Origin of the sequence: Amycolatopsis ponsaeliensis (assembly GCF_030182635.1) — a bacterium.
Classification (GTDB): Bacteria; Actinomycetota; Actinomycetes; order Mycobacteriales; family Pseudonocardiaceae; genus Amycolatopsis; species Amycolatopsis ponsaeliensis.
Window position 1 is genome coordinate 1 of sequence record NZ_JAPZLD010000025.1, and the last position, 22077, is coordinate 22077.

Sequence of the window (22077 nt, forward strand, 5' to 3'; positions counted from 1 at the left end):
TGAGTGGGAAACAGGGTTAGAACACTGTTTCCCACTCACGACCGCGTCAGCCGGGAGAGCCGACCGCGCAGACCGCGATGGGCGTGGCGTGCGCCGGGTCGAGGGCGTTGCGGACCAGGTGCCACACATTGAGGTCGTAGGCCTCGCCGATGTGGCCGACCGGGTCGAACGGGCACGAGTCCTGGACGTAGCGGTTGTGCACGCCGGGCTCGCGGATGAACGACGTCTCGGTCGGGGTCACCAGCTCGTCGTAGCGTGAGGTGATGATCGTGTAGTCGATGCCGGGCTGGGCGACCGGGCCGGTGTTGAGCGCGACGATCGCCGCGCCGCCGTCCAGCTCGTCGGCGAAGATCGGCAGGCCGATCGTCTTGACGATGGTGTCCCAGGTGCTCTTGCCGAGCAGCGTGTAGGCCAGCGTCAGGAGCCCGGACGCGTTGGCGCCGTGCGTCGGCGGGGCGATCGCGACCACCTTGCCGATCTCGCTCTGGATGCCCTGCATCTTGGCCAGGTAGATCGACTGCAGGCCGCCTTCGGAGTGGCCGACGACGTCCACCTTGGCCGCGCCGGTGGCCCCGCGGACCTTTTCGACGAAGTTCTTGATCTCCAGCGACGACTCCGCGACCGGCTTCAGCCCGCCGACGAACGGGAACTGCGGGTAGGCGCCGTAGGTCAGGGAGAACGTGCAGTAGCCGCGGGCGGCCAGGTCGGCCTGGAGGAAGTTGAGGTCCTCGTAGTAGGTGGCGAAGGTGCCGTGGAGCAGCACGACCGGGTTCGGGTGGGCCGCGCTCGGGCGGCAGCCGAAGTCGTTGTTGCCGCCGCTCGACGCCGCGGCCGGGGCCGGCGCCGCCACGCCCAAGGCGAGCAGGCTCGCGATCCCGAGCCCGGCCAGCCATCGTTTCGTTCCCCGCGTCATTGCGAAGTCCTCTCGTCTGGGTGCTATGCACAGCATGCGCGCCTTGATCAACGCTGTCTGCTGGCAGAACGCGCAGAAACTTGCCGACGGCGTTTGTGCATGATGACAATGTGACATGGATCCGGTGGCCGAGCTGTTCCCTCGATCGGGTGAGATCGCCGCGGCGATGATCGCCCGGTGCGCCGCCGAGATCCCGGCGTACCGGCTGCTGCCGGCGACCGTGCTGGAGGGTGACCTGGTCGCCAACGCGGCCGCGGTGTTCGAGCTCTTCCTGACCACGGTCGCCGAGGACCGGCGCCCGACGTCGGAGGAACTGGCCGTGCCGATCGCCTGGGGTGCCGAGCGGGCCCGCGACGGCCTGCCGCTGGACGCCGTGCTGAAGATCTACCCGCTGGCCGCGAGCGTCGCCTGGGAGATGGTGGACGGCGACCGCCTGGCGCTGGGCGCCCGGATGCTCGACTTCCTCGGCGAGGTGATGCCGCGCGTCGCGGAGGCGTACCTGCGCGAGCGCGACGACCTCGACTGGGAGCACCGGGAGGACCGGCAGAACCTCGCCGCCAGCCTGCTCGCCGGCCGGCCGGTGCGCCGCCGCGAGCTGGCGGACGGCTACGACGTCGTGGTGTTCCACCTGCCGGCGCTGCCCGCGTCCGGGGGATCCCGTGCGGCGACGGACCTCTTCCGCGCGGTCCGGTCCGATTTGGACGGTCAGCCGGGCGTGCTGGTGACGTTCAAGGGCGACGGCGGCGTGCTGCTGGTGCCATCGACGGCGTCGACAGCGTCGGCCGTCGAGGTGGCGGCCCGGGTGGACCGCGTCTGCGGGCGTCGCTGCACCGCGGCGGCGTCCCGCGCCGAGACGCACGCCGGCATCCCCGCCGCGCACTCCGAAGCCGTGGAAATCCTTGCACTGGCGGAGAACCTGCGCCGCCCACCCCGCCTCTATCGGCTCGCCGACCTGGCCATCGAGTACCAGCTCGCGCGGCCGGGCCCGGCGCGGGAAGCGCTCGCACTCGTGCTGGCCCCGCTCGAGGACCACCCGCACCTGATCGACGCCCTGCGCGCGTTCGTGACGTCGGGCTACAACCGCGGCGAAGCGGCGACGGCGTTGAACATCCACCGCAACACGCTGACCTACCGGCTGGGCCGCATCCAGCTGATCACCGGGTACGACGCGACGCGGCCCGCGGACGCCCGCCACCTGGCCGCCGCGATGACGGCTTACGACATCGTCCGGCAGCACGGCTGAATTCAACGGGATAACGCTTGCGTCGCTTTCTCCCGAATCCGTTGCAGATCCGGCCGGGCGGCCGATTCCAGGGAGCGGACAACGGAAGAAGTTGATTCCCATGAAAGCCGCCCGAATTCTCGTCGCCGCCGTGTTCTCGGTGAGCGTCGCCGCTTGTGGAACGCCGGTCGTCGGCGTGCCGGTGCCGGTCGCCGTGCAGTCGGCGCCGTCCACCAGCACGACCGTGGTCGCCGTACCCGCGGCACCGCAGACGGTGTACGTGCAGCAACCGCCCGCGTACGTCGCACCGGGGGAGACCGCGGAAGCACGCACGGTCATCGCGTACTACGACGCGATCAACCGCCGCGACTTCTCGACGGCGTGGTCCCTCGGCGGCAGCCGCATCGCCGGTGGCGGCGGGTACGCCAAGTACGCCGACGGTTTCGCGACGACGTCGTGGGCCACGGTGACCGTCACGGACGTCCGGGGGAACACGGTCTCGGTCGTGTTGTCGGCCGTTCAGACCGACGGCAGCACGCGCACTTTTTCCGGCACCTACACCGTTTCCGGCGGCGTCATCGCCGGTAGCCACATGACCCGGACGAAATGAGCCAGCCATGCGCCTCTTCCGCGCCACCGCCGCGGTTTCCGCCGTGTTCGCCCTCGCCGCGTGCGGGGTGCCGGTCGCCGGCAACGCCGTCCCCGCGGGGATCCAGACGGTGGTCACCACGGCACCGAGCACTCCGACCGTCACGGTGGCACCCCCGCCGACGCAGACGATGATCGTCCCGACGACCGTGGTCCCGCCGCGGGCGTACGTTCCGGCGGGCAGCCAGTGGTACGCCCAGTCGAGCTGGATCTACGCCCAGCCGTGGATCACCATCACCCCCGCGGCCGGGCAGACGTCGTGCCAGTGGCTCTTCGCCCGCGGCTACAGCTACGCGCAGGCCTACGCGGCCTGGGCGCAGAACGGCTACCCGGCGAGCTGGTCGGCCACCGGCGACGGCTACCCGTGCCAGAAGTCCTACGGCATGCAGCACTAGCCGGCCCAGGCGCGGACCACGTCGCCCAGCACCTTCAGCGGCAGCGGGCCGCCGCCGAGCACCACGTCGTGGAAGTCCTTGATGGCGAAGGCTTCCCCGAGCTTCTCCTCGGCGAACCGGCGCAGGCGCAGGATTTCCAGCCGGCCGGTCATGTACGCCAGCGCCTGGCCGGGGGACTCGATGTACCGGTCCGTCTCGGACTGGACCTCGACCTCGCTCAGCACGGTGTGCGCGCGGAGGAACTCGACGCACTGCTCGCGCGTCCAGCGCAGGGCGTGCAGGCCGGTGTCGACGACCAGCCGCGCGGCGCGGACCGAGTCCTCGGCGACCATGCCGAGCCGCATGACATCGCTGGAGAACAGGCCCATCTCGTCGGCGAGCCGCTCGGTGTAGAGGGCCCAGCCCTCGCTGTAGGCGGTGATCAACGCGATCCGCCGCAACCGCGGCAACCCGGTCAGTTCCTGCGCCAGCGCTTCCGCGAAGTGGTGGCCCGGCACGGCTTCGTGGAACGCCACGGTCTCGGCGATGAACCGGTCGCGCGTGTGCACCTCGTGGGTGTTGGTGTAGTAAACGCCCGGGCGCGAACCGTCGAGTGCGGGCGGCATGTAGTACGCCGCGGCGGCGACCGGCGCGTCCGCCTCCGGGACAGCCCGCACGACGCACTCGGCGTCCGGCACCCGGGGGAACCAGTCCGGTGCGGCGGCGGTCGCGCGGGCGATGGCCGCGCGAGCGGTTTCGAGCATCTCCTCGGCGTCGCGCCAGCGGAGGCTTTCGTCGGTCCGCAGCCGGCGGCGGACCTGCGCCGGGTCGGTCAGCCCGAACTCCCGGCCGCCGATCTCGGCGTACTCGGCTTCGAGCCCGGCGAGGACGTCGAGGCCCAGCTGGTGCAGCTCCTCCGGCGTGTGGTCGGTGGTCGTGTGCATGCGCGCCAGCGCCGCGTAGTGCGCTTCGCCGTCTTCGAGCCAGCAGAGCCCCGGCCGGTCGTCGGACCGGCCGTGCCCGGCGACCTCGGTCGCGAGGAACTCGCGGTAGCGGGTCAGCGCGGGCCGCACCACCTCGGCCACCAGCCGGTCGCGGCGCTCGCCGCGGTCGCCGGTCAGCGGCTGGGGAAACGGCGTTTCCTGCGCCAGGAACCGGTCCAGGAAGCCGATCGCGTTGTGCGCCATGCGGTCCACCGGTGTCCGGCCCGCGCGCAGGCCGTCTCGCTGGCGCCGCGCCACCGCGTCGTAGAACGCCGGGAAGGCGGCCAGCCGGGCCAGGAAGTCCTCCTCGGCCCGCTCGCCGGCGGGGGTGAGCTGCGGCAGGAAGGCCAGGTGGCTCATCGCGGTCGCGAACATCGGGTCGGCGAGCGTGAACTCCACGACCCTCGCGTCGAGCTGAGTGAGCACCACTTCCGCCTGCTGGACGACGACGCCGAGCGTGACGTGGTCGTCGTCCGCCGAGGCCCGCGCCCGCGCCCGGATGCCGGCGGCGCGCGCCCGCAGCCGCTGGTGGCCGGCTTCGCTCGGGTCGGGCAGCTCGGCGTCGTGGCCGGGGACGCCCACGAAGGTCGCTTCGAGCGGCATCCAGGTGCCCAGTACGTCCAGGAGTTCGTCGGCGAGCGCGATCGCTTCGGAGGTCATCACCCCATTCTGTCGGCGCCGCTCAACCCCGATCCAGGGGATTTCGCACCGGGGCGAGCGCGAGCTCCCGCGACAGCGCGAGCGCCGCGGTCCGCACCGCCGGGGCCAGCCGGTCGAGGTCCAGCTTCGCCGCGTTGCCCGTGATGGACAGGGCCGCGAGCACCCGGCGCCGGGCGTCGAACACCGGCGCGGCGACCGCCGACACGCCCACCTCGTACTCCTCGTGGTTGACGCCGTAGCCGCTCGCCGCCGCGCGGGCCAGCTCGGCCCGCAGCCGCCCGGGCGCGACGATCGTGCGCGGCGTCCAGCGCGCCAGCCCGGCGACGGCGACCCGGCGGAAGTAGTCGGGGGAGCCGAGCGCGAGGAAGATCTTCCCCGTCGCGGTGCAGTACAGCGGCAGCTTCCCGCCGACCTCGGACTCGATCTGCATCGACCGGCGGCCGCTCACCTTCTCCAGGAACAGCGTGTGCGGCCCGTCCTGCACCGCGAGGTGGATGTTCTCGTGCGTCGCCTCGTACAGGTCCTCCAAGTACGGCAGCGCGGCTTCGCGCAGGTCACGCCGCCGCGGCACGCGCTGGCCGAGCTCGAACAGCTTCATGCCGAGCCGGTACCGGCCGTCGGTGCGTTCCAGCCCGCCCCAGCCGACCAGCTCCGCGGCCAGCCGGTGCACCGTCGGCTTCGGCAGGCCCGTGCGCGCCGTCAGCTCGGCGAGCGAGAGCGTTGTGTCGGCCGAGGCGAACGCGTCCAGCAGCGTCAGGCCGCGGGCGAGCACGGACTTCGGCGGGCCGCTCATCCCGTGATGATGATCCGGTGGCGGCGGCGAGGCAACGTCGCTGAGCCGAGCGGTCACCGGATCGCCTCGGCGACCTTCGCGGCCAGCGCCCGCACGGTCAGGTCCGGGGCCACCGAGAGCACGGCCGGCAGCAGCGACGCGTCGGCGACGTAGAGGCCGTCGACGTCGTGGGACTGCCCGTCCGGGCCCACGACCGAGCGGGCCGGGTCGTCGCCCATCGGCGCGCCGCCCTGCGGGTGCGCCGCGACCAGGCCGCTCCACACGACGTCCCGGGCCCCGGCCGCGCGCAGGTGCTCCACCGCGAACTCCAGCGCCCCGGCCAGCCGTCGCCGCTCGGCCGTCGAGAACCGCTTGCCCACGACGACCTCGTCCCCGACCCCGAGGTCGGCGACGGCGGTGTTGTCGTCGGTGACCAGCACGCGCAGGCCGGTCCAGCCGGGATGGCCGCGCACGACCTCGGCCAGCCGCCCGCCCCACAGCGGCCGGTGCCCGGGGTCGACGAGGCTCGCGGCGAAGTCCACCGGCCCGGGCAGCGCGGCCGGTTCGACGGCGAACCCCGCGCCCGTGTGGGGGCCCGGTGACCCGGCGAGCAGGCCGTACACCAGCCGGGCCGGGCGCAGGCCCAGGGTCCGCCCGGTCAACCGCGCCGAGGGTGCGTCGATCCCGGCGGTTTCGTGGGTGTGCAACAGGATCCGCGGGGTCGCGAGCGGGCCGGCGGCGAGCACGACGACCGGGGCGTGCAGGACGCCGTCGTCCCCGTCGCACGTGTAGCCGACGCCGGTGACCTTCGGGCGCGGCCCCGACGTGTCGACCAGGACGCGCCGGACGTCGTGCCGCCGGCGCACCCGGGCCCCCGACGCCGGCACCGGGCGGTCGTACCACGGTTCGAGGTCGGCCGCGCCGAACGGGCCCGCTGCGCCGAGCAACCCGGTGTGTTCGTGGAACTTCGCGACGTCGGACGCGGGCGCGCGCTCGGCCTTCGCCGGCTCGGGCGCGGCAGGCGGTGCGATCGGCTCGTCGTCCACTGTGGACACGAAACAGGTCCGGCCGGGTCCGCTGCCGAGCAGCAGCACGTCGGCCCCGCGCGCGGCCAGCACCGCGGCGATCGCCCCGCCGCCGGCCCCGACGACCAGGACGTCCGCCCGGTCGGGCCCCCGCCGGCCCGGCGGGGTGTGGTCGCCGTAGAACGCTTCGATCGCCAGCAGGCGGAACCGGTCGAAGGCGGCGCTGCCGGCCAGCCGGGCCAGCGCCGGCGGGTTCGTCACCCCGGCCATGACCCCGATCGCGGCGTGCACGGCGTCCTCCTCGGCCGGCGTGAGGGCGGGCAGGGTCGCCGCGAGGTAGCGGTCCGGCCGGGCGGCGGCCGAGCCGGGGACGAGCAGCTCGCAGACCCGCGTCACCACGGCCGCCTCGCCGGCGCCCAGCAGCTGGTTCACGGCAACCCGTCACTTTCGCTGATTCAGTGGAACGCCGAGCCGCCGTCGACGTTCAGCGTCTGGCCGGTCAGGAAGCCGCTGCCCTCGTCGCAGACGTACCGCAGGGTCGACACCACGTCCGCCGGGCCCTCCGTGCGCGGCACCGCCTGGCTCGCCCGGACGCGCTCGAACCCGCCCCCGGCGCCGGTCGTGCGCGCGGCGGTCGCGGTCGACACCAGCCCGGGCGAGATCGCGTTCACCGTGATGCCTTCCGCGCCGACCGCGTTGGCCAGCGCGCGGGTGAACCCGACCAGGCCCGCCTTCGACGTCGTGTACGCGACGAGGTCCGGCGGCCCGAGGAACACGACCGCCGACACGATGTTCACGATCCGGCCCCAGCCCGCCGCCCGCAGGTGCGGCAGCGCGGCCTGGGTCACCAGGAAAGGCCCCTCCAGGTTCAGCCGCATCACCCGGCGCCAATCGTCCACAGTGGTCTCTTCGAACGCGATCGGCGGGTAGATCCCGGCGTTGTTGACCACGATGTGCAGCGCGCCGAAGGCGTCCACCACCTGGTCCACCGCGGCCTCGACGGCGACCGGGTCCGTCACGTCGACCGTCACCGGCAGGAACTCCCCGCCCGCGGCGGCCACCCGCGCGGACGTCTCGGCCTGGTCCGTCACATCCCAGCCGGCCACGCGGTGACCCAGCCCGGCCAGCGCCACGGCGAACTCCTGGCCGAGCCCGCGCGCGGCCCCGGTGACGACGGCGACCCGGCTGGTGGACGACATGCCGGGCAGCGTGGCGGCCGGCGCCGGGTCGCGACAAGGTCACCGTTTCACCCACCGAAACGCGCGTCTTGCCGAACCCGCACCCGCCTGGTGACCTTCGCGGCTATGTCCGCCGACACCGCCCCGCGTCCGTGGTACCGCCACGTCCTGCGGGACGAACTCGGCGTTGTGCTGGTCCTCGCCGTCCTGGTGGGTGTCGTCGGGCTGGCACACCCCGACTTCCTGCGCCCCATCAACCTCCTCTCGACCGCGCAGAGCTCGGTCTACGTCGGCCTGATGGCCTGCGGGATGGTGTTCCCGCTCGCGATGCGCGAGGTCGACCTGTCACTCGGCGGGCAGTACGCGCTCGGCATCGTGCTGGGTGCCGTGCTGATCCGCGCCGGCTGGTCGCCGTGGCTCGCGCTGCCGGCGATCCTGCTGGTCGCGACCGTGCTCGGTTGCCTCAACGGCGCGATCACGACGTACCTGCGGCTGCCGTCGTTCATCGTCACCCTCGCCGCCGCGCTGCTCTTCCGCGGCGCCGCGCTCGCCCTGGCCGACGGCAAGCAGATCAGCGGCATGCCCCTGGACCACGCGTTCTTCAGCGTGCTCGGCGGCGAGCTGGCCGGCGTGCCGACGTCGGTCTGGGTGCTGCTGGCCTCGACCGTGCTGCTCACGGTCGTGTTCACCCGGACCCGGTTCGGGGCGCGGGTACGGGCCGTCGGGTCGAACCCGGACGCCGCCGAGTTCAGCGGCCTGCCGATCGCCCGGACGCGGATCGCCGCGCTCGGGCTGTCCGGGTTCATGGGCGGCGTCGCGGCAGTGCTCGGGCTGGCGTTCTTCACCGCGGGCGACCCGACCGTCGGCAACGGCTACGAGCTGACCGCGATCGCCGCGTGCATCATCGGCGGCACCCCGCTCGCCGGCGGCCGCGGCTCGGTGCCGGGCGCGATGCTCGGCAACCTCATCCTCACCGCCGTCGCCGCCAGCCTGGTGTTCCTGCAGGTGCCGATCAACTGGACGACGTTCGCCACCGGCGCGGTGATCCTGGTCGCCGTCGCCTTCGACAGCGTGCTGCGCCGCACACGCGGTCACGGCCTGTTCCCTCGCTCGAGGAGGAACCATGAAACGCACCCCGATCCTGGTCCTGATCACGTGCCTGACGCTGAGCGCCTGCGGTAGCTCGGGCAACTCCGGTGGCGGCGGGTCTCTGAAGATGGGCATCGCCGTCGCGAACATCAGCCTCAACTTCGCCCACGAGATGGTCGAAGGCGCGGAAACGGCGGCGCAGCACGAGGGCGGCGTCGACTTCAAGGCCGTCGGGCCGCCCAACACCGACGGGCCCGCCGAGCAGCAGCTGTTCACCAACCTGACGCAGACCAACCCGGACGGCGTGGTGCTGGAGAACCTCGACCCGCCGATCTTCACCCGGCCGGCCGCGACGGCGATCGACCGGGGCGTCCCGGTGGTCGCGCTCGACACCGCGCCCACCGACGGCAGCAAGATCACGTTCTACGTCGGCAACGACAACTACGACCTCGGCGTCCAGCTCGCGCAGGAGCTGCTGAAGCGGTTGCCGGCCAATCCTTCGGGGTCGGTCGTCGTCGGTGTCCCGAACCCGGGGACGCCGGTGCTGGACAGCCGCGCTCGCGGGATCAAGGAGACGTTGAACGCCAAAGCACCGGGGATCAAGGTGCTCGGCCCGTTCCAGACCTACAGCGACCCGAACCAGAACTACGGCGCGTGGTCCGCGCTGGTGCACGCGAACCCGACGGCGCTCGCGTTCCTCGGCGTCGGCGACGCGGACAGCTACGACCTCGCGAAGATCAAGCAGACGGAGAAAGGCAAGTACCTCGTCGCGGGCGCGGACGTCGACGCGAAGACGTTGCAGGGCGTCAAGGACGGCCTCGACTTCGTCACCATCGACCCCGAGCACTTCCTCAAGGGCTACGTCGTGACCGCGCTGCTGATCCGGTCGGTGAAGGAGAAGAAGCCGCTGCCGCAGGGGTGGCTGCGGATGCCGGGCCTGGTGGTCGACTCGTCGAACATCGACGCGGTCATCAAGCGCCAGACGTCCACGCAAGCGGCGTACGACTTCTACAAGCCGGAGATCGACCGGATCCTGGCGAACCCTTCCGCTTCGGTCCGTCCCCTGGCCGAGGCTCGCTGACGTGCTCCGCGCGACCGGCCTGACCCGGCGCTACGGCGGCGTCACCGCACTGTCCGAAGTGGACATCACCTTGGCGCGCGGTGAAGTGCACGCGGTGGTGGGGGAGAACGGCGCGGGCAAGTCGACGCTCGTGAAGATCCTCTCGGGCGTCCTGCGGCCGGACGCGGGTGCGTTGTCCTTGGACGGTGCGCCGGTGGCGTTTTCCGGGGTCGGCGACGCGGTCGGCCGTGGGGTCGCGCTGGTGGCGCAGGAGCTGGCGGTGTTCCCCGACCTGACGGTGGCGGAGAACCTGTTCCCGCTTTCGCCGCCCCGGCGGGGGTTGCTGCTGAGCTCCCGGCGGATGGCGTCGCTGGCGGCGCCGGTGCTGGCCGAGCTGGGCCTCGACGTCCCGCTGGGTGCCCGGGCAGGTGAGCTGCCGCTGGCCGACCAGCAGTTGCTGGAGATCGGGCGGGCGCTGCTGCGGGACCCGGCGGTGCTGATCCTGGACGAGCCGACGTCGGCGCTGCCCCGGGAGGCGGTGGAGCGGTTGATGAGCGTGCTGCGCCAGCTGCTTTCGCGTGGGGTGGCGGTGCTGTACGTGTCGCACTTCATCGAGGAGGTGCTGCGGATCGCGTCGCGGATCACGGTGCTGCGCGACGGCCGGGCGGTGCTGGCCGGGGTGGAGGCGAAGTCGGTCGACCTCGACGGCGTGGTGACGGCGATGCTGGGCGACCGGGAGGTCGCGCGGGCGATCGAGCGGACGCCGCCGCGGCACCGGCCACCCGCGATCGTGGTCGAGGATCCGGCCTTCGCCGTGGCGGAGGGGGAGATCGTCGGCTTGGCCGGCCTGCAGGGCGCGGGGCACCTCGAAGTCCTGGCCGCGCTGTCCGGGCGGGTGCCGTCCCCCAGCCGGATCCACATCGGCGGCCGGCCCGCACCGCGTTCGGTGCGCGCGGCCGTCCGGGCCGGGATCGCGTTCGTCCCCAGCGACCGCAAGCGCTACGGCCTGATGCTCGACAAGCCGCTGTGGCAGAACACGAGCGCGGTCAGCTGGCTCGCCCTCGGCCGCGGCGGCCGGTGGCTGCACCGTGGCAGGCACGTCTCGGCGGCGCGTGCGCTCTCGGCGCGCCTGCGGATCCGCGGCGCCCCGGACGACCCGGTGTCGAGCCTGTCCGGCGGCAACCAGCAGAAGGTGGTCGTCGCGAAGTGGCTGTCGTCGGAGCCCTCGGTGCTGCTGCTCGACGACCCGACCCGCGGCGTCGACGTGGGAGCCCGGGCGGAGATGCACGCGGTGATCGTCGAGCTGGCGGCGTCGGGGAAGCCGGTCCTGCTGGCGTCGACGGACCTGGCGGAGCTGTGCGAACTGTGCGACCGGGTGCTGGTGTTCCAGCGGGGGCGGGTGGTCGCGCGGTTGACCCGGTCGGAGCTTTCGGAGCAGGCGCTGAGCGTGGCGATGAACGCGGGCTTCACGCAATGAAACGACAGTGCTCAAAAAACCGGGCCGGGAGCTGGTCGCTCCCGGCCCGGCCGGTACCTAGGTCAAACTCGAACAAGGTCTCGCATCAGGATCTTTCGCCCCGTTGGGCACCCAGCGCACGTTCGCGAACGACGCCTGGAACGCGGCGTCGGTGTAGACCAGGAACGGTGTGTTGATGTGCTCGAAGTCCAGCCCGTTGTTGAAGCAGGACAACGGGATCTTGACCGTCGTCTTCGGGCCGCCCGCCAGGTCGGTGAACAGCTTCGTCGCGTTCACCTCCGAGAAGCACGGGTAGACGCAGTGCATGCTGATCACCGTCCGGTTGACCGGTGCCTGCTGCACGGTCGTGTCGAACTCCAGCGCCCCGTCCGCGTTCAGGTAGCTGCGCAGGTCGTTCGTGCCCGCCGTGTTCTGCATGTAGAGCTGAGCCGCTCCGGTACCCGTCCAGGTCGCCTTCAGGCCGTCGCCCTGCACGTTGACGTCCGTCGGGACGGTGTTGATCTCGGGGTGCTCGGCCGTGCCGTCCGGGCCGATCACGGTGCCGCCCCAGTTCGAAGCCGAGCCGATCTGGCTGGTGTACGGCGCGACGTCCGTCCGGTCGAAGATCGACAGGTCCTCGGTCGCCGTCCCGCCGCCACCGGTGGACCCGCAGGTCGCCGGGCCGGGGGTCTCGTCCAGCTGGCCGATCGTGACGCGCTGACCCGACTTCAGGCCGTAGCCCAGCTTGAACAGCGGGTCGTAGTCCGGGGACCACGGGTTGAGCGGCGACTGGCACGCGCTCTTCGGCCACGAGTACGACAGCGTGCCCTGGTAGCCGGTGCCGTCCTTGCCCTTGACCAGCATGTCGGCGACGCCGCCGCCCTCGGTGCCGGGCAGCCAGGCCGCCACGAACGCGTCGGAGCGGTTGATCTCCTTGTTCATGTACAGCGGGCGGCCGCCGACGTAGACGGTGACGACCGGGGTGCCCTTGCCGCTGACCTTGTCCAGCACGGCCAGGTCCTCGGGGTAGAGCTTCGACGCCTCGAGGGTCTTGCGGGTCAGGTCGCCGACACCCTCGGCGTACGGCGTCTCACCGATCACGGCGATGACGGCGTCGTAGCCCTTCGGGTCCACGCTGCCGGTGGCGTCGAAGGTGACGTTCGCGTCGCCGAGGTCCTGCTTGATGCCGGACAGGATCGAGGTGGCGTTCGGGAAGTCGGCGTTGGTGTTGCCGGTGCCCTGCCAGCTCAGCGTCCAGCCGCCGGTCTGGTTCGAGATGTTGTCGGCGCTCTTGCCGACCACCAGGACCTTCGCCTTCGGCTTGAGCGGCAGCACGTTGCCGTTGTTCTTCAGCAGCGTCTGCGACTCGCGGGCCGCGTCGCGGGCCAGCCAGTTGTCCTTCAGCGCCTCGTCGGAGTTGGCGTAGGAGCGGTCGGACGGCTTCTGCGACTCGAAGAGGCCGTCACGGATCTTGACGCGCAGGATGCGGGTGACCGCGTCGTCGATCCGCGACATCGGGATCTGGCCGCTCTGGACCTGGGCGATCGTGTTGGTGATGAACGCCTTCCAGTCCGCGGGCACCATCACGACGTCGATACCGGCGTTGATCGCCTGCGGGCACGAGGAGTTCGTGCAGCCGGGGACCTGGCCGATGGCGTTCCAGTCGGACACGACCAGGCCGTCGAAGCCGATCTTGCCCTTGAGGATCTCGTTCATGGCCTTGCTGCTGCCGGTCAGCTTGCCCTCGTTGATGCCGAGGTCCGGATTGGTCCAGCTGTTGAACGACACCATCACGGTCTGGGAGCCGGCGGCGAGCGCGCCGTAGTAGCCCTGGCCGTGGATGTTGATCATGTCGGCTTCGGACGACGGGTTGACGCCCTGGTCCTGGCCCTTGGTCGTGCCGCCGTCCCCGATGAAGTGCTTGGCGGTGGCGATGACGCCGTTGTAGCCGATGCGGCTGGTGGCGCCGTCCTGGAGGCCGTTGATGTCCTCGTAGCCGTAGGAGCGCGTGATCCGCGGGTCCTCGGAGAAGCCCTCGTAGGTGCGGCCCCAGCGGTCGTCCTGGACGACGGCGAGGGTGGGCGAGAACGCCCAGTCCTGGCCGGTCGAGCGGACCTGGCGGGCGGTGGCGCCGGCGACGTCACGGACGAGGCACGGGTCGTGCGCCGCGCCGAGGCCGATGTTGTGCGGGAAGACGGTGGCGCCGTAGACGTTGTTGTTGCCGTGCACGGCGTCGATGCCCCAGATGACGGGGATCTTCGTGCGGCTGGTCTTGGAGGCGTTCCAGTAGGCGTCGGCGAGGTTCAGCCAGTCCTGCTGGGTGGCGTGCTTGTTGCCGCCCGGCCACGCGCCGCCGCCGTTGAGGACGGTGCCGATGGCGTATTGGCGGACCTCGTCGGGGGTGATCGAGGTGATCTCGGGCTGCGTCATCTGCCCGACCTTCTCCTCGAGGGTCATCCCGGCGAGGATCTGGGCGATGCGCGCCTCGTCGCCGGCCTTGCCCTTGACCTGGCTGTCGACCTTGGGCCAGTCGGCCAGGGTGGGCAGGCTCTTCTCGATCTTGGCGCAGCCGTCCTTGTCCTTGGCGGGCTGGCCGATCACGGGCTGTGGCGGCTCGGCGGCTTGGGCGGGTGTGGCTTGCGCGACCCCGCCCAGCAGGCTCAGGCTCATCAAGGTGACGAGCGAACTTCGGCGCGCACGGGACCACGCGCGTGATCTTCTGGCCATGGTCTGGTCCATTCTGCGGTGAACGGCGGCGGACCGGCCGATCCTCACCGGGCGGAGGGGACCCCGTCAATAGGTTTCGAGGTAGTTATTTCTCGACGTAAAATAAGAGTCGCCCGGCGACGGGATCACCTATAGCGAGTGGCCCGGTGAAGGTCAAGGGTGCGGGCGGGCAAGGCTTCTGCCCGGCCGGTCACCACGGGTGCAGCAGCATCTCCGCGATGGCCTGCACCCTGACCAGCGTGATCCCGGCCCGCTGTTCGACGGCGAGCGGGTGGTCCGTCGGCTCCAGCTCGATGGCCGGCCGTTCGCCCACCGGGCCGGTGTGCAGGTGGGTCTTGAGGTTCAAGGTGCCTTCGTAGCCGGGCAGCTCGGTGGCGAACCAGCCGAAGTACGGGGGCTCGGCTTCGCGATCCGGACTGTCCCAGAGTTCCTCCGCGCGAAAGAAGTTGTCCTTGCTGACGGAAACCCAGACGCCCCACTCGAGGTCTTCGTCCGCGTCGAGGACCGGAAGCACCAGACGGCCGCGAAGGAAGTAGTGCTCGCCGCCGATCACGCACCGTTCCGGCTCGAGGACGCTGTCGTCGAGCCCGTCCTGCCAGAAGGCCGGCGCGGGGACGCTGTACGCGAACGGGAGTTCGCCGTGGTGCTCGCCGCAACTGGTGCACGTGTAGCCCATGTGCGCAGCGTAGGAGAGATCCACGGGGTGGGGCCGGCTGCCCGGCTGCGCCCGCCGACCCCGAAGTCGCGTGACTCGGCCCGGAACTCGCGTGCTTGGAGCCGTGACTCGCGTGATCGAAGGCGGAACTCGCGTGATCAGGCGGGCATCTCACGTGACTGGAGGGGCATCTCGCGTGATTGAGGGGGCATCACGTGTGATTGGAGGGGCGACACGGGTCAGAGCACCGAGCCCGGGAGTTCCTCGAAGATCAGCCACGTGCGCGTCGACCGGACTCCCTCCAGGGCCTGCAGCCGTTCCAGGACCACGTCTCGGAGGGTCGTGTTGTCCGGGGTCCGGACCAGCAGCAGGATGTCGAAGTCGCCACCCACCAACGCGACGTGGTCGACGTACGGGATTTCGTGCAGGTCCGTCGCCATCGTGCGCCACGACGTCTGCTCGACCGTCACCATGATGTACGCCGACGTCCCCAGGCCGGCCCGCCGCGGGTCGATGCGCGCGCCGAAGCCCGTGATCACCCCCTCCGCCATCAAGCGCTCCAACCGTGCGTACGCGTTCGTGCGCGAAATGTGCAGCTTCTCCGCCAGTGCCCGGACCGCCAGGCGCCCGTCCGCGGACAGCTCCGCCAGCATCGCCCGGTCGACCTCGTCGAGGGCTGGGACCGTTCGTCCCGGAAGGGCGCCGACAGCCGACGTCGAGAAAGACGTTTGGTCAGCCGAAGCGTCGATGAAAGACCGTTTGTCGCTCATTTCCGCGAACCCTTGAACAGAAGACCGCCGAGAATCACCATTTCAGCATCATATGTCTGCGAGAGGTGGTGTGCGCCATGGCCGTGGAGACCCTGCTGCCGTCCGCGTCGCCGGTGCGGTTCGTCGCCGAGGACGGGACGCGCGCCGACCAGCACGGCGACTACGCCGAGCCCGCGAAAGACCGCCTGAAAGCCGCCTACCGGCTGATGGTCCTGGGCCGCCGGTTCGACGTCCAGGCGACCGCCCTCACCAAGCAGGGCCGCCTCGCCGTCTACCCCTCCAGCGCCGGCCAGGAGGCCTGCCAGGTCGCCGCCGCGCTCGCCCTCCAGGACAACGACTGGCTCTTCCCCACCTACCGCGACTCGGTGGCCCTCGTCGCGCGCGGCCTGAAGCCCGGCGAAGTCCTGACGCTGCTTCGCGGCGACGCGCACTGCGGCTACAACCCCACCGAGACGCGCGTAGCGCCCCAGTGCACTCCGCTCGCGACGCAGACCCTGCACGCCGCCGGTCTCGCGCACGCGATGCAGCGACGCGGCGAAGACGCCGTCGCGCTCGCGCTCATCGGGGACGGCGCCACCAGCGAAGGCGACTTCCACGAAGCGCTCAACTTCGCCGCCGTCTTCAAGGCGCCCGTGGTGTTCTTCGTGCAGAACAACGGCTACGCCATCTCCGTCCCCTTCGAGAAGCAGAGCGCCGCGCCCGCGCTGGCGTACAAGGGCATCGGCTACGGCATGCGCTCGGAGCAGGTCGACGGCAACGACGCCGTCGCGGTCCTCGCCGTCCTCGACGACGCCGTGAAGCACGCCCGCGAAGGCAAGGGCCCGGTCCTCGTCGAGGCCCACACCTACCGCATCGACGCCCACACCAACGCCGACGACGCCACCCGCTACCGCGACGCGGACGAAGTCGCGAAGTGGCGCGAAGCGGACCCGCTCAAGCGCCTCGAGACCTACCTCGGCGACGCGCTGACCCAGCACGAAATCGAGCTCTGCCACGCCGAAGCCGAAGAGTTCGCCCAGTCCGTCCGCGACACCCTGAACGCCGACACCGAGCTCGACCCGATGTCCCTGTTCGACCACGTCTACGCCGAGCCGACCCGCCAGCTGCAGCGCCAGCGGGCGATGGTCGCGGCCGAGCTGGAGGCCTGATGACGACCACGATGGCGCAGGCGCTCAACGCGGCGCTGCGGGACGCGCTCAAGGACGACGACCGCGTGCTGGTCTTCGGCGAGGACGTCGGCACGCTCGGCGGCGTCTTCCGGGTCACCGACGGCATCACCGCCGACTTCGGCGAGGACCGCTGCTTCGACACGCCGCTGGCCGAGTCCGGCATCGTCGGGTTCGCCGTCGGAATGGCGATGGGCGGGTTCCGGCCGGTCGTCGAGATGCAGTTCGACGCCTTCGCCTACCCGGCGTTCGAGCAGATCACCTCGCACGTCGCGAAGCTGCGCAACCGCACGCGCGGCGCGCTCTCGCTGCCGATGGTGATCCGCATCCCCTACGCCGGCGGCATCGGCGGCGTTGAGCACCACTGCGACTCCAGCGAGGTCTACTACACGCACACGCCGGGCCTGCGCGTCGTCACGCCGGGCACCGCACAGGACGCCTACGACCTGCTCCGCGACGCCATCGAGTCGCCGGACCCGGTCGTGTTCCTCGAGCCCAAGGCCCGCTACTGGTCGGGCGAAGAGGTCACCTTCACGCGCACCGGCCCGGCCATGGACAAAGCCGTGGTCCGCAAGACCGGCAAGGACGTCACGCTCATCGCGTACGGCCCGATGGTCGCCACCGCCATGGAGACCGCCGAAGCCGCGACGGCCGAAGGCTGGGACGTCGAGGTCGTCGACCTGCGGTCCCTGAGCCCGTTCGACGACGAGACCGTGACGGCGTCCGTGCGCCGCACCGGGCGGGCCGTCGTGGTCCACGAGGCGGCCGGCTTCGGCGGCTACGGCGCCGAGGTCGTCGCTCGCGTCACGGAGCAGTGCTTCCACCAGCTGCACGCGCCGGTGCTGCGCGTGACCGGGCTCGACATCCCTTACCCCGCGCCGAAGCTCGAGCGGCACATGCTGCCCGACGTCGACCGGATCCTCGACACGATCGCGCGCCTGCAGTGGGCCGACACCCCGGTGGTGGCCGGTGCCTGACTTCCTGCTGCCGGACCTCGGCGAGGGCCTGACCGAGGCGGCGATCCTCACCTGGCACGTCGCGATCGGCGACACGGTCAAGGTCGACCAGATCGTCGTCGAGGTCGAGACGGCGAAGGCCGCGGTCGAGGTCCCCGTGCCGTTCGCCGGCGTGGTGTCCGCGCTGCACGGCGAGCCGGGACAGCTGCTGCCGGTCGGCGCGCCGCTGCTGTCCGTCGGCGGGTTCGCCGAGCCGGGTGTCACAGTGTCCTCCACATCCGCCGGGAGCGGCAACGTCCTCATCGGCTACGGGACCGCGCCGACGACCCGCCGCAAGCGCGTCCGCCGCGTCGAAGCTCCCGCCGCCCCGAAGGCCAAGGCTCCCGGCGTCATCTCGCCGTTCGTCCGGAAGCTGGCTTCGGACAACGGGATCGACCTCGCGACGGTCGCCGCCACCGGCCCGGACGGGATCATCCGCCGCGCCGATGTCGAGGCGGTGCTGAAACCTTCGACGCCGAAGAAGCCCGCCGCGAAGGGCAAGCGCATCCCGTTGACCGGGATCAGAAAGACCGTCGCCGACAAGCTCACGACGTCCCGGCGGGAGATCCCCGAGGCCACGGTCTGGGTGGACGTCGACGCGTCCGGGCTGGTCGCCGCGCGGGCGGCCCTGAACGCCAAGACGGACCGGCCGGTCAGCCTGCTCGGGCTGATCGCGCGGTTCGCCGTCGCGGGGCTGAAGAAGTACCCCGAGCTGAACTCGCGCGTCGAGGGCGACGAAATCGTGCTGCTCGACGAGATCCACCTCGGCTTCGCCGCGCAGACCGACCGCGGGCTCGTCGTGCCGGTCGTGCGGGACGCGGGAGAGCTGTCCACCCGGGACCTCTCGGCGGCGATCGGCGACCGCGCCCGCACCGCGCGCGACGGCAAGCTCGCGCCCGCGGACCTCACCGGCGGCACGTTCACCGTCAACAACTACGGCGTCTTCGGTGTCGACGGTTCGGCCGCGATCATCAACCACCCCGAGGCCGCGATCCTCGGCATCGGCCGGATCATCGACCGGCCGTGGGTGGTCGACGGCGCGCTGGGCGTGCGGAAGGTCTGCGAGCTGACGCTGGCCTTCGACCACCGCGTCTGCGACGGCGGCACGGCGGGCGGGTTCCTGCGGTTCGTCGCGGACTGCGTCGAATCGCCGGTCACGGCCCTGGGCGAGCTGTAGCGACTCACCGGCCGCGTTGGCCGCTGGTGACGGCCGTGGCACTTAAAGTGTTCGCGTGACGACTCCAGCCCAGCACGACCGGGACCAGGCGGAAGCGCGCGTGGGCCGGCTCAAGCAGGACCTGCGGGACGGGCTGGCGACCCCGCCCGCCGACGTCGAGGCGATGGACGAGCTCGTCGCGACGGCCCACCGGCTGCTCGACTCCGAAGTGGCGTTCGACGATGCGAAGCACCGGCTCGCGAACGCCGAGCTGGAGTCGCGGCACGCGGCGACGCAGCGCGCGGTCGTCTACTTCGCGGCCGCGCCGGTACTGCTGCCGCTGGCCGCCGCGGCGCTGGTGCTGTTCGACGTGCTGTCGCCGGTGTGGCTGCTGGCGCTCGTCCCGCTGTTCGCGGCGGGCCTGTGGATCGGCTTCGGGCCGGTCCGCCGCGTCGGTGACGTCATCCGCGAGCGGACGCGGGCGGCGTGGGCGGGCAGTGTCACGGCCGCGTTGCTGGTGGGCGCGCTGGTCCCGTGGTCCGGGGCCGTCGTCTGCACGATCCTGCTGGCGCTGGGCGTCGCGGTCACGTGCGGGCTGCTGTGGCGGGAAAGCCGGATCCCGTGAGCCACGGCTACGCGACCTACGGCGACGATCCCGAGTTCACGCAGGAGTACGCCGAGCCCGCCGACTCGACGCGCCGCGACCTCGACGAGCTGTTCGCGGCGGTCGACGGGCTGCGCACGGCCGTCGAGGAGTCCGACGACCGCGACCGCGGGCTGCGGCAGGACCTCACGGACCTGACCGACCGGCTCGAGCGCGGCAGCGCGCACCGGCAGGAGGACCGGATCGACCTGCTGGGCCGGCAGCTGGAACGGCTGCAGCAGCAGGTCCGGGCTCTCGAGCGCGCGGTGCGCGTGGCCGACGGCGTCCCGCAGATCAACCTCGACGACGTCGGCGCGGAGACCCGGGCGCTCGCGAGGGAGGCGGCGCGCTGGGACGACCTGCACAAGGAGCTCGTCACGAAGGAGCAGCGAGCCCGGCAAGAGCAGGAGATCTCGCGGCTGGCTTCGGTGCACGAGGCGCAGACCCGCTGCGACGCCGACCTGCTCGAAGTTATGCGCGTCCTGGCGTCGACGGACCGTGCTTCTCGCGCCCGAGGCGATGCGGAGTCCCGGTTGCGGGCGTTGTCGACGCGGCGCCGGACGTTGCTGGACGAGGAGATCCCGGCGGCATCGGAGGCGGCCGAGCAGGCTCGCCTGGCGTTGCGCGAGGCGGACGCGGTCGAGGCGCGGATCGTGCCGCAGCTGGAGCGCGCCGAGCGCGCGTGGCACGACTTGCAGGTGCGGTTGCGGACCCGGATCACGGACGCGCTGGGGTCGAACGCGCTGCTGCCGACGTGGTTCGGGCACGCGCTGGGGGTGTCCCCGCCCGCCGGGGCAGCGGGTGACGCGTGGATCCGCACGGCGGCTTCGGTGCTGGCTTACCGGGTGACGTTCGGGATCGTCGACCCGGCGTTGCCGCTGGGCCCGCCGGCCGGCGAGGGCACGGACACGGCCGAGCGGCGGTGGACCTGGCGGGCGAGGCTGGAATCGGACCTCGACGAGCTGGCGCTGTAGCGTCCCGCGTCGCGAATTCCACACCGGCCGGCGGCGGCGATGAACTACGTTTCGATCATGTCCTACCGCGACGCAACCGCCCACTACACGTCGCCCAAGCGGCGCGATCCGGTCAAGACGATGCTGGAAGAAATCGTCACCCACCGAGTGCTGCGTGACGCCATCACCCGGATCCGGCCCGAGCCCGGCCGGCCGCTGCGGGTGCTCGACGTCGGGTGCGGCGCCGGCGACGGCCTGGCCCTGCTGACCGAGCGGCACGGCGCCCTCGGCCCGCTGACCGGCGAGCACACCCTCGACTACCTCGGTGTCGACATCGACCCCGACATGATCGAAACGGCACGCTCGCTCCACGCCGGACGGCCGGCCAGGTTCGCCGTCGCGGACATGCGGTCCGGGCCGCCCGCGGGTGATTTCGACCTCTACCTGTCCTGCGGCGTGCCCTACTCCCACTTGCCCCACGAGGGTGTCGTCGAAGTCCTGACCGGCCTCATGCGGCGGATCGTCGAAACCCGCGACAGCGCGGTGATCATCGTCGACGTCCTCGGCCGCTACTCGGTCGAGTGGACGCCGATGTGGCCGCAGACCCGCTGGTCGTACAACATGAGCTTCTTCGAGGACGCGACCGAAACCCTCCACGACCAGATGAGCTTCTTCGACCGCGGATCGCTCGACGAGGCGCTCGTCGAAGCCGCGGCCCGGGCCGGTGCCCGGCTGAGCGGGACGACGTTCACCGACCGGTCCGTCCTCGCCGGCCGGCACACCGCCACCCGGTCCTTCAACCCGGAGATCCCGCCCTACCGCACCCTCCTCAACGAACTCGCCCGCGGCAACACCGACGTCGCCCCCGCGCAACTGCGGTTCGAGCCTCCCGCCGGACACGCGCCACGACAGGTCGAGAGGTTCTTCGCGACCTTCGCCGAACGCTGGAACCGGATCATCACCACGGCCGCCCGCGACGGAGAGGGCTTGCCTTCGGCTGAGCACGCGAAGCAGCTGGCGGCGGCACTGTTCGCGTGGGAGCAGCAAGCCCAGCAAGGCCTCGGCGTCGGGCACTCGCTGATGGCCACCGTCGTCGTCGAACGTCCCAGCCTCACCTGATCCGCTCAGGCGCGGAGGGCCGACTCGAGCCGGCGGTGCAGTTCGCCCAGGCGGGTCCGGCCGGGTTTGCCCTCCGGGAAGCGGCGCAGGATTTCGCTGACCGCCGGGGGTGCGTGGTCGAGGGCCCAGCGGATCTCGGCTTCCGCGTCGCCGCCGGCCAGCTCGCTCGCCCGAGCTGCCTGCTGCGCGGGCCCGACGATGTGCTTCACCTGGTGCGGCGATGCCAACGGGTGCAAGTACGCCGCACCCGCCGCACCGACGGCCGCCCGTGCGGCGGCCGAGGCGGCGGGGTCGGGAGCCGAGCCCGCCGCGGACAGCGCGGCCCACGCCACCGTGCGAAGCAGCTTCGTGCGCGGAGCACCCGAAGCGAACTCCTGCGCCGCCGAGATCGCTTCCCGGGGACGTGGATCGCCGGGGACCCGCGATTCGTACAAGGGCAGCGCCCGCGAAGCGCAGTCGGCGGCCCAGCCCGTCAACGCCCGCAGCTCGTCGAGAGTCAGCTCCATGTGGGTG

21 protein-coding genes are annotated in these 22077 nt (G+C 71.7%); 12 read left to right on the forward strand and 9 right to left on the reverse strand.

The genetic code is table 11. The features are described 5' to 3' along the window. Positions 1-46 precede the first annotated feature (46 nt). On the reverse strand, positions 47-913 hold the full coding sequence (locus tag QQ657_RS32080) for an esterase/lipase family protein (RefSeq protein WP_284746017.1): 867 nt from the start codon (positions 911-913) through the stop codon (positions 47-49). A 124-nt stretch (positions 914-1037) separates the two neighbouring features. Here QQ657_RS32080 and QQ657_RS32085 point away from each other — a divergent pair, with 124 nt between their 5' ends. The 3 genes from QQ657_RS32085 (at position 1038) to QQ657_RS32095 (ending at position 3178) form a co-directional block, all read left to right on the forward strand. Continuing rightward, positions 1038-2156 (forward strand): PucR family transcriptional regulator, encoded by a 1119-nt coding sequence (locus QQ657_RS32085; RefSeq protein WP_284746018.1) that lies wholly within the window; start codon positions 1038-1040, stop codon positions 2154-2156. A 100-nt stretch (positions 2157-2256) separates the two neighbouring features. Then, on the forward strand, positions 2257-2745 hold the full coding sequence (locus tag QQ657_RS32090; RefSeq protein WP_284746019.1) for a hypothetical protein: 489 nt from the start codon (positions 2257-2259) through the stop codon (positions 2743-2745). Between the two features lie 7 nt (positions 2746-2752). Next, the gene (locus QQ657_RS32095; protein ID WP_284746020.1) at positions 2753-3178 is read left to right on the forward strand and encodes a hypothetical protein; all 426 of its coding nucleotides are present in this window, start codon (positions 2753-2755) and stop codon (positions 3176-3178) included. Here the strand turns inward: QQ657_RS32095 and QQ657_RS32100 are convergent. Genes QQ657_RS32100 through QQ657_RS32115 form a run of 4 tightly spaced genes read right to left on the reverse strand, consistent with a single transcriptional unit; the run spans position 3175 to position 7796 of the window. After that, the gene (locus tag QQ657_RS32100) at positions 3175-4800 is read right to left on the reverse strand and encodes a DUF885 domain-containing protein (protein WP_284746021.1); all 1626 of its coding nucleotides are present in this window, start codon (positions 4798-4800) and stop codon (positions 3175-3177) included. The two genes, QQ657_RS32095 and QQ657_RS32100, sit on opposite strands and share 4 nt — an antisense overlap. Positions 4801-4822: 22 nt before the next feature. Next, complete coding sequence (locus QQ657_RS32105; RefSeq protein ID WP_284746022.1) at positions 4823-5593, reverse strand: IclR family transcriptional regulator; 771 nt, start codon at positions 5591-5593, stop codon at positions 4823-4825. 53 nt (positions 5594-5646) lie between these two features. Further along, complete coding sequence (locus QQ657_RS32110; protein ID WP_284746023.1) at positions 5647-7029, reverse strand: GMC oxidoreductase; 1383 nt, start codon at positions 7027-7029, stop codon at positions 5647-5649. Positions 7030-7052: 23 nt separating this feature from the next. Continuing rightward, positions 7053-7796, reverse strand: a complete 744-nt coding sequence (locus tag QQ657_RS32115; RefSeq protein ID WP_284746024.1) for an SDR family NAD(P)-dependent oxidoreductase — start codon at positions 7794-7796, stop codon at positions 7053-7055. Positions 7797-7901: 105 nt separating this feature from the next. Here QQ657_RS32115 and QQ657_RS32120 point away from each other — a divergent pair, with 105 nt between their 5' ends. The 3 genes from QQ657_RS32120 to QQ657_RS32130 are packed head-to-tail and all read left to right on the forward strand — an operon-like array spanning position 7902 to position 11401. Then, positions 7902-8957: an ABC transporter permease gene (locus QQ657_RS32120; RefSeq protein ID WP_284746025.1), complete on the forward strand. Its 1056-nt coding sequence runs from the start codon at positions 7902-7904 to the stop codon at positions 8955-8957. Beyond that, on the forward strand, positions 8899-9945 hold the full coding sequence (locus tag QQ657_RS32125) for a sugar ABC transporter substrate-binding protein (protein ID WP_284746026.1): 1047 nt from the start codon (positions 8899-8901) through the stop codon (positions 9943-9945). Before QQ657_RS32120 ends, QQ657_RS32125 begins: the two co-directional genes overlap by 59 nt. Before the next feature lies 1 nt (position 9946). Then, complete coding sequence (locus QQ657_RS32130) at positions 9947-11401, forward strand: sugar ABC transporter ATP-binding protein (protein ID WP_284746027.1); 1455 nt, start codon at positions 9947-9949, stop codon at positions 11399-11401. 57 nt (positions 11402-11458) lie between these two features. On the opposite strand, the gene QQ657_RS32135 is transcribed toward QQ657_RS32130, so the two are convergent. From QQ657_RS32135 to QQ657_RS32145, 3 genes are all read right to left on the reverse strand, one after another. After that, positions 11459-14050: a glycoside hydrolase family 3 protein gene (locus QQ657_RS32135; RefSeq protein ID WP_284746149.1), complete on the reverse strand. Its 2592-nt coding sequence runs from the start codon at positions 14048-14050 to the stop codon at positions 11459-11461. A gap of 247 nt (positions 14051-14297) precedes the next feature. Beyond that, positions 14298-14783: a DUF2199 domain-containing protein gene (locus tag QQ657_RS32140; RefSeq protein WP_284746028.1), complete on the reverse strand. Its 486-nt coding sequence runs from the start codon at positions 14781-14783 to the stop codon at positions 14298-14300. 218 nt (positions 14784-15001) lie between these two features. Continuing rightward, positions 15002-15532 carry an Lrp/AsnC family transcriptional regulator gene (locus QQ657_RS32145; RefSeq protein WP_284746029.1) on the reverse strand — a complete coding sequence of 177 codons (531 nt, stop codon included), beginning with the start codon at positions 15530-15532 and terminating at the stop codon, positions 15002-15004. A gap of 77 nt (positions 15533-15609) precedes the next feature. Here QQ657_RS32145 and pdhA point away from each other — a divergent pair, with 77 nt between their 5' ends. From pdhA to QQ657_RS32175, 6 genes are read left to right on the forward strand one after another with little or no spacing between them, the layout of a single operon-like run. Further along, a complete protein-coding gene (gene pdhA, locus QQ657_RS32150) occupies positions 15610-16680 on the forward strand; it encodes a pyruvate dehydrogenase (acetyl-transferring) E1 component subunit alpha (protein WP_284746030.1) in 1071 nt (356 codons plus the stop codon). Next, positions 16680-17675 (forward strand): alpha-ketoacid dehydrogenase subunit beta, encoded by a 996-nt coding sequence (locus tag QQ657_RS32155; RefSeq protein ID WP_284746031.1) that lies wholly within the window; start codon positions 16680-16682, stop codon positions 17673-17675. The genes pdhA and QQ657_RS32155 overlap by 1 nt, the downstream gene beginning before the upstream one ends. Further along, the gene (locus QQ657_RS32160; RefSeq protein WP_284746032.1) at positions 17668-18870 is read left to right on the forward strand and encodes a dihydrolipoamide acetyltransferase family protein; all 1203 of its coding nucleotides are present in this window, start codon (positions 17668-17670) and stop codon (positions 18868-18870) included. Before QQ657_RS32155 ends, QQ657_RS32160 begins: the two co-directional genes overlap by 8 nt. Before the next feature lie 55 nt (positions 18871-18925). After that, entirely contained in the window at positions 18926-19474 is a 549-nt protein-coding gene (locus QQ657_RS32165; protein ID WP_284746033.1) for a hypothetical protein, read from the forward strand. Continuing rightward, on the forward strand, positions 19471-20466 hold the full coding sequence (locus tag QQ657_RS32170) for a coiled-coil domain-containing protein (RefSeq protein ID WP_284746034.1): 996 nt from the start codon (positions 19471-19473) through the stop codon (positions 20464-20466). The genes QQ657_RS32165 and QQ657_RS32170 overlap by 4 nt, the downstream gene beginning before the upstream one ends. A 57-nt stretch (positions 20467-20523) precedes the next feature. Then, positions 20524-21564, forward strand: a complete 1041-nt coding sequence (locus tag QQ657_RS32175) for a class I SAM-dependent methyltransferase (protein ID WP_284746035.1) — start codon at positions 20524-20526, stop codon at positions 21562-21564. Between the two features lie 5 nt (positions 21565-21569). Here the strand turns inward: QQ657_RS32175 and QQ657_RS32180 are convergent, their stop codons facing one another. Then, positions 21570-22070 carry a putative immunity protein gene (locus QQ657_RS32180; RefSeq protein ID WP_284746036.1) on the reverse strand — a complete coding sequence of 167 codons (501 nt, stop codon included), beginning with the start codon at positions 22068-22070 and terminating at the stop codon, positions 21570-21572. Between the last annotated feature and the right edge of the window lie 7 nt (positions 22071-22077).